Here is an 11,968-nt window from a genome sequence, read left to right on the forward strand (position 1 = left end):
ACGAACCATGGCCGTGATTGAAAAAACCCGTCCCGACGGCGAAGGCAGCCTTCAGGTCCAGCTCGACCCGCGCGACCGCATCGGCAATGCCAAGGTCATCGCGGTCTATGGCAAGGGCGGCATCGGCAAGTCGACGACGAGCAGCAATCTATCGGCCGCCTTTTCGCTGATGGGCAAGCGGGTGCTCCAGATCGGCTGTGATCCCAAGCACGACAGCACCTTCACGCTCACCAAGAAGCTGATGCCGACGGTGATCGACGTGCTCGAGACGGTGGATTTTCACCATGAAGAGCTGCGCCCCGAGGATTACATGTTCGAGGGCTTCAACGGCGTGATGTGCGTCGAAGCCGGCGGCCCGCCCGCTGGCACGGGGTGCGGCGGCTATGTCGTGGGCCAGACTGTCAAGCTGCTGAAGCAGCACCATCTGCTCGAAGAGACCGATGTGGTGATCTTCGACGTTCTGGGCGACGTGGTCTGTGGAGGCTTTGCAGCGCCGCTCCAGCATGCCGAACGCGCGGTCGTCGTGGCGGCCAATGATTTCGACAGCATCTTCGCGGCCAACCGTATCATGTCGGCGATCAACGCCAAGGCGAAGAATTACGAAGTCCGTGTCGCTGGCGTCATCGCCAATCGCTCGAAGGCTACCGACGAGATCGACCGTTTCGCCGAAGCCACCGGCCTCAAGCGGCTGGCGCATTTCGCCGATGTCGATGCCATTCGCCGCTCGCGGCTGAAGAAGTGCACGATCTTTGAAATGGAAGATGCACCCGAGGTCGAGGTGGCGCGCGCGGAATACATGCGTCTGGCCGCCCAGCTCTGGGCCGGCGGTGAGCCCTGCGATGCGCGGCCGATGAAGGACCGCGAGATCTTCGAGTTTCTGGGGTTTGAATGAAGCCGGTTGTCGCCTCGGTGCCTGAAATCAACGGGGATGCCGCGCAGGCGGTGGAGGGCTGGGCCGCCAAGCGTGCCCGGCTCGAGACCTATTTCGACCGCACCGCCTTCGATGCCTGGGCGGCGCTGACCAGCGATGCCCCGGTCAGCAAGATCCGCGCGACCGTGCGCGCCGGGCGTGACGAGATGCGCGCGCTGCTGCTCAGCTGGCTCCCCGCCGATCTCACCGGGCGTCGTCTGCTCGATGCGGGCTGCGGCACCGGCATGCTTGCCATCGAGGCGGCGCGGCGCGGGGCCGAGGTGGTCGGGATCGATGTGTCCGAGCAGCTTGTCTCCACCGGGCGCGAGCGGCTGCCGGATGATGTCAGGGGCCGGATCACCCTCATGTCGGGCGACATGCTCGACCCCGCGCTCGGTCAGTTCGACCATATCGTCTCGATGGACGTGCTGATCCATTATGAGGCCGATCAGATCGCCGAGGCCTGCGCCCAGCTCGCCGGCCGCGCGCGGGAGAGCCTCCTTTTCACCTTCGCGCCCGGCACGCCGCTGCTGCGCACCGCGCGCGCCATCGGCCAGTTCTTTCCGAAGTCGGACCGTAGCCCGAGCATCATTCCGGTTGGCCACGGCTATCTCAAGGCGCGGATGAGCCGGGTGGAGGGTGCCCGGCTAGGCCGCGATGCGCGCGTGTCGCGCGGCTTCTACACCAGCCACGCACAGGAAGTGCTGACCCGGTGAACGTGGCGACCGCCTCGAGCGCGCCACCAGCGCAAAAGGCCGGCGTCCGCTTCTGGGCGGGGCTTGGCACCAAATTCCTGCCTTTTGCCGATGCCGCGAGCGACGAACTGCCGCTGAGCCGGCTGCTGCGGCTGTCGCTTTTTCAGGTCTCGGTCGGCTTGGCGATGGTGCTGCTCAATGCCACGCTCAACCGGGTCATGATCGTCGAGCTGGGCATTTCGGCAACCGCGGTGGCCATCCTCGTGGCCCTGCCGCTGCTGTTCGCCCCGGTGCGCGCGATGATTGGCCACAAGTCCGACAATCATGCCTCATTTCTCGGCTGGAAACGGGTGCCCTATATCTGGGCCGGCACGATGCTGCAGTTCGCTGGCCTCGCCATCATGCCCTTTGCGCTTCTGGTGATGACCGGGCGCGGCGAGGTTGCCGGTGCCAATGTCGGCGAAGTGTTTGGTGCTTTGGCGTTCCTGATGGTCGGCGCCGGGGTCGCGGTCACCCAGACCGCGGGTCTGGCGCTGGCCAATGACCTCGCGCCCAAGGAGGTGCGGCCGCGCGTGGTCTCGCTGCTATATGTTATGCTGCTGGTCGGCATGTTCATCTCCTCGGTTCTCATTGGCCAGTCGCTGCGTGATTTCTCAGAGACCCGGCTGGTCGAGGTCATTCAGGGCACTGCTGTGGTGACCGTCGTGCTCAATGTCATTGCGCTGTGGAAGCAGGAAGCGCGTGTGCCTGGCGGCGTGCGCCCCGATGAAGACGCGCCCGATTTTGCCGCGCGCTGGGATGAGCTGATGGCGGCCGGGCCGACCAAGCGGCTGCTGATCGCCATCGGCCTCGGCGCTGCAGGCTTCGGCATGCAGGACATCCTGCTCGAGCCGTTTGGTGGGCAGATTCTGGGCATGAGCGTAGCCGCAACGACCGGGCTGACGGCGCTTTCCTCGGTCGGCACGCTCGTTGGCCTGGCCTTGGCCGCGCGGTTTCTGTGGAGCGGCGGTGATCCGGCGCGGATGGCGGGGCTGGGCGCCTTTGTCGGCATCTTCGCATTCGCCGTCGTGATCTTCTCGGCGCCGCTGCAATCGCCGGGCCTGTTCGGCTTTGGCGCGATGTTGATCGGGCTCGGCAACGGCCTCTTCGCCGTCTGCACATTGACCGCGGCGATGGCGCTCAGCGACATCGGCGGCGATTCGGCTGGCAAGTCGGGTCTTGCGCTCGGTGCCTGGGGTGCGGTTCAGGCCTCCGCCGTCGGGCTTGGCATCCTGCTTTCGGGCGCCATCCGCGATGGTGTCGGCGCGCTCGCCATGAAGGGCGCGCTCGGCCCCGGACTTGTTGGCGCCTCGACTGGATATTCTATGGTCTGGCATATCGAAATTGCGCTACTATTCATGAGCCTGATTGCGCTTGGGCCGCTGGCGCGGCGGTCCTCTGCGAAACCGACCCGCGCTCGTTTCGGCTTGACCGAATTCCCAACCTGAGGGGAGATAAGAAGATGCTGTCCAATGTGCACCTGGTAGGCGGGCTCGATATTGCCGAGCTGACCCTCTACCTGTTTTTCGGCTTTTTCCTGAGCCTTGTCTGGTATCTCAACCGTGAGAGCCGGCGCGAGGGCTATCCGCTGGAAGACGACCTGACCGGCGAGGTCCGTCAGGAGCTGTGGCGGATCGGCGACGATGTCCAGAAGCTCAAGGCCTTCCAGCTGCCGCATGGTCAGGGCACGGTCTATCAGCCTAATGGGCAGCGTGATCCGCTTCCGCAGAATGTCCTGCCGCGCGGCTGGGCGGGCGAGCCGCTCGATGTTGTCGGTGACAAGCTCTCCTCGGGTGTTGGCCCGGGCTCCTATGCCCCGCGCGCCGACCGGCCCGACTTCGACATGTTTGGCCGCCCGCGCATCGTGCCGATGCGCGTCGATGGTCACATGACCGTGGAAGGCCGGGATACCGACCCGCGCGGCCTGCCTGTCACTGGCCTTGACGGCAAGGTTGCCGGCACGGTTCGGGACATCTGGGTTGACCGCGCCGAGCATGTCATCCGCTATCTCGATGTCGCCCTCACCGATGGCGGCACGGCGACGCTGCCGATGACGATGGCCCGGGTGAAGGCGCGCGAAGTGCACTGCGACGCCGTCACTGCGGGCCAGTTCTCAGGCTCGCCGCAGCTGAAGTCGCCCGACCAGATTACGCTCCTCGAGGAAGAGAAGGTGCAGGCCTATTTCGGCGCCGGCTATCTCTGGGCGACCGAAGACCGGGCGGAGCCGCTTATATGACAATGGAATATGAAATCGAGCCAATCAGGGGGCTGCCGGGGAACCTGCCGAAGGGCGAGCATATCGTCTGGCAGGGGACCCCCGACTGGCGCGCCTTTGCGCGCAGCGTGTTTCACACGCGCCTCGTGATGGCTTGGTTTCTGTTCGTTGCCAGCCTCGCCTTTGTGGGCGGCGGCACCGGTCTGTCGGGCGCGGTCATCACCCTGCTCGTTGCCGTGCTGGGTCTTGCTGTCCTTGGCGCGCTGGCCTGGGCGGGTGCGCGCGCGACCATCTACACGCTGACCAATCGCCGGCTCGTCATGCGCTTCGGTGCGGCCGTGCCCAAGGCGGTCAACCTGCCGCTGTCGAAGATCGGCTCGGCGGATGTTCGCCCCGTTGGCGGCGGCTTCGTCGATATCGTGCTGGCGCCCACCGAGCGTTTTCCGCTTGGCTGGTTGCAGACCTGGCCGCATGTGCGCCCGTGGAAGGTCGCCGAACCGCAGCCGATGCTTCGCGCGGTGTCCGAAACGTTTGTGCCGATCCTTGCCGATGCACTGAAGAGCGCTGATCCGGCGGTTTCTGGTGGTGTGGCGCGGCAGGAGGCTCAGGCGCCGATCAGCGGGCTGGAGGCGGCTGCGTGAGCGATTTCCACAATGAGGAATTTCCTGTTGGTGCGCTTTATGCTGCAGCAGGACTGATCGGCATTTCGCTGATCGCTGTCTTCAGCGTGCGGCTCGGGCTGGTCGAGGGGCGGCCGACCGCGCCGGAAGTGCGCGCTGCCAACAATGTCGCGGTGGTTCATGAGCGCGAGTATCGCTTTTCCGACCGTGAGGATGGGGCGCTGGTGATTGCGGATGCCGCCAGCGATGAGCCTGTGGTGATCCTGGAGCCGGGCTCGAACACGGGCTTCGTTCGCGGCGTCATGCGCGGGCTGATGCGCGAGCGCACCTTGAAGGATGCGGGTCGCGATTCGCCCGTGCGGATTACCGAATGGGCCGACGGCGCGCTCACGCTGACGGATCTTGGCACTGGTCGGATCATCGAGCTGGGCAGCTTTGGACCGGACAATCGCCGGGCATTCGCTGCCATTCTTGCCGGGAAGAAGCCGCCGGAGCCGAGCAACCTGCCCAATCTGCGCGCGACGCTGCCGGTCTCGGCCGAGAGCGACAAGGCCGGAGGGCCGGCGTGATGGGTCTGTTTCGCGGTGAAGTCTTCGATACGGGCTGCACGATCGTCGCCGCGCATACGGCCGAAGAGCTTCATGCCCATGTCGAGCTTGACGGCGATGTGCCGATCGGGCCCGGCGACCGGGTACTTGTGCACGGCGAGCCGGTACGCTTGCCATTTGGCGGCGAATTGACCCTGCGCCGCACTGCCACCGTGCAGCGCGCTGGCCTTATCGACCAGTTCTGGACCAAGATGCGAGCCCAGCTCGACATCACCGAGCTTTACGAGATTACTTTCACGTCGGAGAAGCCGCGATGAATGCTCACGCCAAGATTGAATCCAAGGGCGATGTGACGCACGAAGACGCCGTCGCCATGGCGACGCAGGAGACCGTGCTCTCGCCGCGCTTCTACACGACCGATTATGAGGCGATGAACAAGATCGATGTGTCATCTGTGCGCGCCGAATGGGACTCGCTGATCGAGGAAATGCGCGCCGACCAGAACAAGCGGCATTTCAAGCGTACGCCCGAGTTTGACGGGGTCATCAATTCGCTGGAGCCCGAGCTTCGCCGCGAGTTCATCGATTTTCTGGTGTCATCGATGACCTCGGAATTCTCGGGCTGCATCCTCTATGCCGAAATTGCCAAGCGGATGACCAACCCGGATGCCAAGGCGCTGTTCAAGCTGCTGGCGCGCGACGAGTCGCGCCATGCCGGGTTCATCAATGACAGCCTCAAGGATGCTGGCGTTGGCATCGATCTCGGCTTTCTGACCAAGGCCAAGAAATATACCTATTTCAAGCCGAAGTTCATTTTCTACGCCACCTATCTCTCCGAGAAGATCGGCTATGCGCGTTACATCACCATCTATCGCCACCTTGCGCGCAACCCGGACAAGCGATTCCACCCAATCTTCAAATGGTTTGAGCAGTGGTGCAACGATGAGTTCCGCCACGGCGAGGGCTTTGCGCTGCTGATGCGGGCTGACCCAAAGTTGCTGACGGGTCTCAACAAGCTCTGGATCCGCTTCTTCCTCGTGGCGGTCTACACGACCATGTATGTGCGTGACCACAATCGGCCGATCCTGCACAAGGCGCTGGGCATCGACATCAGCGAATATGATTTCACCGTGTTTCGGATCACCACCGAGATCACCAAGCAGGTCTTCCCGATCACGATCGACGCCGACGCGCCGCGCTTCCGGGCGCTGCTGGAAAAGATGCGCGACATCTCGGCGAAGATCGATGACGCGCGGGTGCAGGGCGGATTGGCCGGTCGCATCAAGCGCGGCATTTATTCTGCGCAGGCGGCGCTGACCTTCGCGCAGCTTTACCTGCAGCCGACGCAGCCGAGCCAGCTGCCGGCCTCGGTTCGCATGCAGCCGGCCTGGTGAGCGCTGCGAACGACGCATGACCGCGCTCTTTCTGCCTCTGCTGTTTGCAACCCTTCTCTGGTTTGTCTCAACCGGTCTGGTGCTCTGGCTGGACCGGCTGCCGAGCACGACCTGGCCCTTGAGCATTGTTGCAGCGACCGTGCTGAGTGGCTTTGCCATGGCAGGGATCATCATGACGGCCTCGGTACCGGGTGACATTGCGGCCTATGTGGCCTTCACCTGTGCGCTGGTGCTTTGGGGCTGGCACGAGATGAGCTTTCTGATGGGTTTTGTGACCGGACCGAACCGGGCGCCTTGTCCGCCTGATGCGCGGGGCTGGCGGCGGTTTCGGTTGGCGGCCGCGACGCTGATTTATCATGAAGTCGCGATGTTTGCGACCGTTGTGGTGTTGATGGCTGCGACCTGGGGGCAGGTGAACCAGACGGCGACGCTGACCTTCGCGCTGCTGTTTGTCATGCGGCTGTCGGCCAAGCTCAACATTTTCGCCGGTGTGCCGCACCTCAGTCTCGAGATGATGCCAGACCGGATGCGCTATATGGCGAGCTATTTCAAAGTGGCGCCGGCGAGCTGGTTCTTTGTCGCGACTCTGGCGGGAATTGCCGCGCTGGCGGCGTGGTTGGGCAATGCGGCATTGCGCGCTGACGACGGTGTTTCAACAAGTTATGCGCTGGCCTTTGCGCTTGTTCTGCTGGCGTTCATCGAACATGGGTTTCTGGTCTTACCATGGCAGGATACTGCCTTGTTTCGCTGGGCGATGCGCAATCGGTCAGCGCTCGAAAAAGTGACCGAACGTCAACAATCTACACTTGCAGCCTTGGAAACGGTGCGGCAATAAGTCTCGGGGAGAGTAAGATGGACTATGAGGCGCACTTCCAGGCCGCTCTGGATGGACTGAAGGAAAAGGGCAATTACCGCGTGTTTGCGGAATTGCAGCGCCGCAAGGGCGAATATCCTCGGGCGACGCGGCATCTGGATGACGGGACGCAGGAGGTGACCGTCTGGTGTTCCAATGACTATCTGGGCATGGGCCAGCATCCCGATGTGATCAATGCGATCCATGAGGAGCTCGATCGCTCGGGTGCGGGCGCGGGCGGGACGCGGAATATTTCGGGCACCATGCATGTGCATCGGCAGCTGGAGCGCGAGCTCGCTGATTTGCACGGCAAGGAAGATGCGCTTCTGTTTACATCGGGTTATGTGTCCAATTGGGCGGCGCTTTCGACGCTGGCGAGCAAGATTCCGGGCTGTGTGGTGTTTTCGGATGCGCTCAACCATGCCTCGATGATCGAGGGCATCCGGCATAGCCGGGCGGTGTGCCACAAGTTCAAGCACAATGACGCGGAGGACCTGGACCGGCTGCTGAGCCAATATGATGCATCGGTGCCGAAACTGGTGGCGTTCGAGAGCGTTTACTCGATGGACGGGGACATTGCGCCCATTCAGGAGATCATCGAAGTCGCTGAAAAACATGGTGCCATGACCTATATCGACGAGGTGCATGCGGTGGGCATGTATGGGCCGCGCGGGGGCGGGGTGGCCGAGCGCGACGGATTGATGGACCGGCTGACGGTGATAGAGGGGACGCTGGCCAAGGCTTATGGTGTTGTGGGCGGCTATATTGCGGCCTCCAAGGCGCTTTGCGATTTCGTGCGGTCGTTTGCGAGCGGGTTCATCTTCACCACGGCCCTGCCGCCGGCGATTGCGGCGGGCGCGCTGGCGAGTGTCAAGCATCTGAAAGACAGCCCTTTTGAGCGCAAGCGGCAGCAGGAGCGGGTGGCCAAGGTGCGTGCCGCGCTCAGGGCGATGGGGATCCCGCAGCTGGAGAACCCGAGCCACATCATTCCGGTGATGGTGGGCGATGCCAAGAAGGCCAAGATGATCTCGGACTGGCTGATGGAAAACCATGGCATCTATGTGCAGCCGATCAACTATCCGACCGTGCCGGTGGGCACCGAGCGACTGCGGATCACGCCCAGCCCGGTGCATTCGGACGATGACATCGACCGGCTGGTGAAGGCGCTGTCGGACATCTGGGGCCAGTGCGCGCTGCACCGGGTGGAAGCCGCCGCCTGAGCCCGTTTCCGGTGGGTTTGCGGGGGTTTTGACCTTCAGCTTCGGGCTGGAAGGTTAGGAAGGTTATTCCAGATCGCCTGAATTTCAGCGGGATTGGGGCGCTGATCGGCTTATTTGGTCTTTATAACCTATCTGGCACATTTTTGCAAGTGGCGTGCGGGCTGCGGGGGCGGCTTGGGCCGTTTTCAGATTTCGTTGGCGCGGGCGAAGCGGGCGATGTGTTCGGCGGCGCGGAAGGCCAGGGCTTCGATGGTCTGGGTTGGCTGGCCGCGGCCTGAGGTGACCATGCTTGAGCCATCGCAGAGGAACAGGTTCCGCACATCATGGGTGCGGTGGTATTTGTCGATGACCGAGGTCGCCGGGTCGTTGCCCATGCGGCAGGTGCCGAGGAGGTGGACGCCGCCGGTGGCTTCGCCGATCTCCCTGGCCTCGATCTGTTTGGCACCAGCGGCGTCCATGATCTCGACGGCGCGCTCGCTCATCCATTTTGCGTGTTTCACATCGTCGGGATGGTCCTTGTAGGTGACGCGGATGGCGGGCACGCCCCAGTCATCCTTCAGTTCGGGATCGATATCGACGCGGTTGGTCTCGACGGCCAGCGAGGTGCCATGGCCCGAGACGGTCATCCAATAGGTGTAGGATTTGAGATATTCCTTGAAGCCGGGCCCCCAGCTCGGCGTGCCCTTGGGGACGCTCTGGCCCCAGGTGAGCGGGCCGCCGGAGCGGGCATCGAAGCCGCCGCCGCCGTAAAAGCCGCGCTTGGGGTCGGAATCGTAGAAATCGTGCAGGATGCGCGTGACATTGGCGCCCTTATATTCGTTGAGGGGATGCTCGAAACGGGCGGCGGCGCCGCCGCCCTTGTTGAACATCAGATAGCGACCGACCATGCCGCTGGAATTGGCCAGCCCCTGCGGCTGGGCGTTGGTGGCCGAGTTGAGCAGCAGCCTTGGCGTTTCACCGCCATTGGCGCAGACCACCACGGCGCGGGCGTTCTGGAACTGCTCCTGGCGACCGGCATCGAAATAATGGACGCCGGTGGCGCGGCCGGCGGCGTTCATGCCGATGCGGAAGACATAGCTGTTGGCGCGAACCTCGCAGCGGCCGGTGGCTTCGGCTTCGGGGATGACGGTCCAGACCGAGGAGGATTTGGCCTTCACCTCGCAGGCGAAGCCGCCGCACAGGCCGCATTGGATGCAGGGCGGACGGTCCCGATATTCGACTGAATTGATGGCCATGGGCGCCGGGAACGGGTGCAGGCCGAGCTTGCGGGCGCCGCGCTCGAACAGCACGCCCGAGGACTTCACGGGCAGCGGCGGCATGGGATAGGGCTTGCTGCGCGGCGGATCGAACGGGCTGGCACCCGCAAGACCCGAGACGCCGACTTCCCATTCCACCATGGTGTAATAGGGTTCGAGCTCGGCATAGGTGATCGGCCAATCGACGAGATCCGCGCCGGGGATGGCGCCGAGCCGGCTGCGCTCGATGAAATCGATCTCATGCAGACGCCAGAAATTGGCGTTGAAGTGCGAACTGCTGCCGCCGACGACGCGGGCATAGGTGAGCGGGTTGCGCCCCTTGGCGCGCTTGGCGGTCTGGCTGGGATCGCTGCGGAAGCTTTGCGGATTGGTGGCCGGGTTGTTGGTGATGCCGGACAGGTGGCGATATTTCAGCTCGTCATGCTCGAACTCTTCCGCCTCGAGGCGCGGCCCCTGCTCCATGACCACGACGCTGTGGCCGGCGCGGGCCAGTTGCCGGGCCATGATGCCGCCCGACGCGCCGGAGCCGACGATGACGAAATCGACGGTCTCGCTGGTCTTGTAGGTCTTGCGCTCCATGGGGCTGCTTCCCTTCAGGCGGTGTAGGGCTTGGTGCCGGGATAGGGCTCGAAGCCCGGATAATCGGTGTCGTAATAGCCGAAGGGGGGCGCCCAGACGTGATTGTCTTCGACGCCGAGCAGGTTCCAGCCGGCATAATTCCGGTTGCCGCCATATTTGGGAAGGGCGATGAGGCCCAGCACGGTGAGGCGGCGGACGGCGCTGAAGAAGGGCGTCTTGTCGACCGTGTGCAGAAAGGCGATCTGCTGCGCATCCGGCGCGGCGGAAAAGCGCGCGCCGGCGCCGTGCGCCTCCGCGTAGCGGCGCTCGAACTCGGCGAGGCCCTGCAGGAAGGAGGGCCGCTGATCGGCGAAGAAGCTACCCAGCGCATTGTCGATGAAATAGATGACCCCGGCGTCGCGCGCGCCGGGCGTGGCCCCGCCGGGCACGATCTGGTTGGCGATGGCATCGACTTCGGCGGCCTGCGCCGCGCTCAAGGTGTCGAGCGTGCTGTGCGGGGCATCAGGATCGGCGTCTTGGCCCGAATGCTGGGCGGCATGGGCGATCTGCGGCCAGTTTGCGGCGACCCAGGCGGCGCTGGACAGATTGCCGATGGCCATCAGGAATTTGCGGCGCGAAGGACTGGCGTGTTCCATGTGACGCTCCGATTGTTCCCCTGAGCAGTGGCTGAGATTAGCGACCAATTTCGGCAACGCAAATTCGATTTTCCGGCCGGGAAACGCTGCCCTGCGGGCGGGCGGCGTTTGACTTTGGGCGGGGGGGTGGCATCCTTGCGCCCGGGAGGACGCCATGGCGATTTCTGTGACACCTTCGGGGCAGGCGTGCGGGGCGGAGGTGCGCGGGGTGGATTTGCGGCGGCCGCTGGACGCGGAGACGGTGGCGGCGATTGGCGCGGCCTGGGCTGACCATCATGTGCTGGCCTTTCCCGATCAGGATCTGAGCGATGATGATCTGGAGCGCTTTACCCAGGCCTTTGGGGTTTTGGGGGATGACCCCTATTTCCGGCCGATATCGGGGCGGCGGCATGTGGCGGCGATCGAGCGGCGGGCGGACGAGACGAGCACGATCTTTGCCGAGAGCTGGCACTGCGACTGGAGCTTTTGCGCAGCGCCGCCGATTGGCACCTGCCTTTACGGCAAGGTGATTTCCGCCTGTGGGCGGCGACACGCTGTTTGCCAACCAGCATGCGGCTTTTGCGGCGCTGCCGCCCGAGCGGGCGGCGGCGCTGGAGGGGCTGCGCGTCGTGCATTCGGCGGTGGCGGCTTATGCGCCGGAGGGCGTTTACGGGAAGGCGGACGCTGGCTCTGGGCGGACGATGCAGCCGATCATCTCCGAAGACGCGCGGGCGACGATGGTGCACCCGCTGGTGCAGACGCACGCGGGCAATGGACGACGGGCGATTTATGGATGCTGGGGGTATAGCATCGGGGTGGAGGGGATGACGGCCGAGGCGGGGGCGGCGCTTTTGATGGAGCTATTGGCGTGGCAGACGCAGGAGGCGTTTGTTTATGCGCACAGATGGCAGCCGGGGATGCTGGTGATGTGGGACAACCGCTCGCTGCTGCACCGGGCGACGGGCGGGTATGACGGGCATGCGCGGCTGCTGCACCGGACGACGATTTGGGAGGGGTGAGGGGGCG

13 protein-coding genes and 1 pseudogene are annotated in these 11,968 nt (G+C 64.1%); 12 read left to right on the forward strand and 2 right to left on the reverse strand.

The window, feature by feature from the left end; all coding sequences use genetic code 11:
- The first annotated feature begins 7 nt into the window (after window positions 1–7).
- Genes bchL through hemA form a run of 10 tightly spaced genes read left to right on the forward strand, consistent with a single transcriptional unit; the run spans window position 8 to window position 8,493 of the window.
- The gene (gene bchL, locus ACMVO5_RS10550) at window positions 8–892 is read left to right on the forward strand and encodes a ferredoxin:protochlorophyllide reductase (ATP-dependent) iron-sulfur ATP-binding protein (protein ID WP_416907471.1); all 885 of its coding nucleotides are present in this window, start codon (window positions 8–10) and stop codon (window positions 890–892) included.
- A complete protein-coding gene (gene bchM / locus ACMVO5_RS10555; RefSeq protein ID WP_416907472.1) occupies window positions 889–1,626 on the forward strand; it encodes a magnesium protoporphyrin IX methyltransferase in 738 nt (245 codons plus the stop codon). Before bchL ends, bchM begins: the two co-directional genes overlap by 4 nt.
- A 2-nt stretch (window positions 1,627–1,628) precedes the next feature.
- On the forward strand, window positions 1,629–3,092 hold the full coding sequence (locus tag ACMVO5_RS10560; protein ID WP_416907473.1) for a BCD family MFS transporter: 1,464 nt from the start codon (window positions 1,629–1,631) through the stop codon (window positions 3,090–3,092).
- A 14-nt stretch (window positions 3,093–3,106) separates the two neighbouring features.
- A complete protein-coding gene (gene puhA / locus ACMVO5_RS10565) occupies window positions 3,107–3,880 on the forward strand; it encodes a photosynthetic reaction center subunit H (protein ID WP_416907474.1) in 774 nt (257 codons plus the stop codon).
- Entirely contained in the window at window positions 3,877–4,500 is a 624-nt protein-coding gene (puhB, locus tag ACMVO5_RS10570) for a photosynthetic complex putative assembly protein PuhB (RefSeq protein ID WP_416907475.1), read from the forward strand. Before puhA ends, puhB begins: the two co-directional genes overlap by 4 nt.
- Entirely contained in the window at window positions 4,497–5,048 is a 552-nt protein-coding gene (puhC, locus tag ACMVO5_RS10575) for a photosynthetic complex assembly protein PuhC (protein ID WP_416907476.1), read from the forward strand. The genes puhB and puhC overlap by 4 nt, the downstream gene beginning before the upstream one ends.
- Complete coding sequence (locus tag ACMVO5_RS10580; RefSeq protein WP_416909355.1) at window positions 5,048–5,344, forward strand: hypothetical protein; 297 nt, start codon at window positions 5,048–5,050, stop codon at window positions 5,342–5,344. Before puhC ends, ACMVO5_RS10580 begins: the two co-directional genes overlap by 1 nt.
- Window positions 5,341–6,420, forward strand: coding sequence for a magnesium-protoporphyrin IX monomethyl ester (oxidative) cyclase (gene acsF / locus ACMVO5_RS10585; RefSeq protein WP_416907477.1), 1,080 nt, complete (start codon window positions 5,341–5,343; stop codon window positions 6,418–6,420). The genes ACMVO5_RS10580 and acsF overlap by 4 nt, the downstream gene beginning before the upstream one ends.
- 16 nt (window positions 6,421–6,436) lie before the next feature.
- Window positions 6,437–7,255 (forward strand): putative photosynthetic complex assembly protein PuhE, encoded by an 819-nt coding sequence (gene puhE / locus ACMVO5_RS10590; RefSeq protein ID WP_416907478.1) that lies wholly within the window; start codon window positions 6,437–6,439, stop codon window positions 7,253–7,255.
- A 17-nt stretch (window positions 7,256–7,272) separates the two neighbouring features.
- On the forward strand, window positions 7,273–8,493 hold the full coding sequence (gene hemA, locus ACMVO5_RS10595; RefSeq protein ID WP_416907479.1) for a 5-aminolevulinate synthase: 1,221 nt from the start codon (window positions 7,273–7,275) through the stop codon (window positions 8,491–8,493).
- Between the two features lie 185 nt (window positions 8,494–8,678).
- Here hemA and ACMVO5_RS10600 read toward each other — a convergent pair whose 3' ends face one another.
- Complete coding sequence (locus ACMVO5_RS10600; RefSeq protein WP_416907480.1) at window positions 8,679–10,328, reverse strand: GMC family oxidoreductase; 1,650 nt, start codon at window positions 10,326–10,328, stop codon at window positions 8,679–8,681.
- A 14-nt stretch (window positions 10,329–10,342) separates the two neighbouring features.
- On the reverse strand, window positions 10,343–10,963 hold the full coding sequence (locus ACMVO5_RS10605; RefSeq protein WP_416907481.1) for a gluconate 2-dehydrogenase subunit 3 family protein: 621 nt from the start codon (window positions 10,961–10,963) through the stop codon (window positions 10,343–10,345).
- Between the two features lie 154 nt (window positions 10,964–11,117).
- On the opposite strand from ACMVO5_RS10605, the pseudogene ACMVO5_RS10610 reads away from it, so the two are divergent.
- Both ACMVO5_RS10610 and ACMVO5_RS10615 read left to right on the forward strand, forming a co-directional pair.
- A pseudogene (locus tag ACMVO5_RS10610) lies at window positions 11,118–11,414 on the forward strand (TauD/TfdA dioxygenase family protein); the annotation flags it as partial.
- Window positions 11,415–11,481: 67 nt separating this feature from the next.
- On the forward strand, window positions 11,482–11,961 hold the full coding sequence (locus ACMVO5_RS10615; protein ID WP_416907482.1) for a TauD/TfdA dioxygenase family protein: 480 nt from the start codon (window positions 11,482–11,484) through the stop codon (window positions 11,959–11,961).
- Window positions 11,962–11,968: the final 7 nt, after the last annotated feature.

Origin of the sequence: Polymorphobacter sp. (assembly GCF_048007885.1) — a bacterium.
Lineage (GTDB): Bacteria > Pseudomonadota > Alphaproteobacteria > Sphingomonadales > Sphingomonadaceae > Sandarakinorhabdus.

Excerpts from the sequence above, each read along its gene's own strand:
- bchL (WP_416907471.1), top strand. The coding sequence starts at position 8 with ATGGCCGTGATTGAAAAAACCCGTCCCGACGGCGAAGGCAGCCTTCAG.
- bchM (WP_416907472.1), top strand. The coding sequence starts at position 889 with ATGAAGCCGGTTGTCGCCTCGGTGCCTGAAATCAACGGGGATGCCGCG.
- puhA (WP_416907474.1), top strand. The coding sequence starts at position 3,107 with ATGCTGTCCAATGTGCACCTGGTAGGCGGGCTCGATATTGCCGAGCTG.
- puhB (WP_416907475.1), top strand. The coding sequence starts at position 3,877 with ATGACAATGGAATATGAAATCGAGCCAATCAGGGGGCTGCCGGGGAAC.
- ACMVO5_RS10580 (WP_416909355.1), top strand. The coding sequence starts at position 5,048 with ATGGGTCTGTTTCGCGGTGAAGTCTTCGATACGGGCTGCACGATCGTC.
- acsF (WP_416907477.1), top strand. The coding sequence starts at position 5,341 with ATGAATGCTCACGCCAAGATTGAATCCAAGGGCGATGTGACGCACGAA.
- puhE (WP_416907478.1), top strand. The coding sequence starts at position 6,437 with ATGACCGCGCTCTTTCTGCCTCTGCTGTTTGCAACCCTTCTCTGGTTT.
- hemA (WP_416907479.1), top strand. The coding sequence starts at position 7,273 with ATGGACTATGAGGCGCACTTCCAGGCCGCTCTGGATGGACTGAAGGAA.
- ACMVO5_RS10600 (WP_416907480.1), bottom strand. The coding sequence starts at position 10,328 with ATGGAGCGCAAGACCTACAAGACCAGCGAGACCGTCGATTTCGTCATC.
- ACMVO5_RS10605 (WP_416907481.1), bottom strand. The coding sequence starts at position 10,963 with ATGGAACACGCCAGTCCTTCGCGCCGCAAATTCCTGATGGCCATCGGC.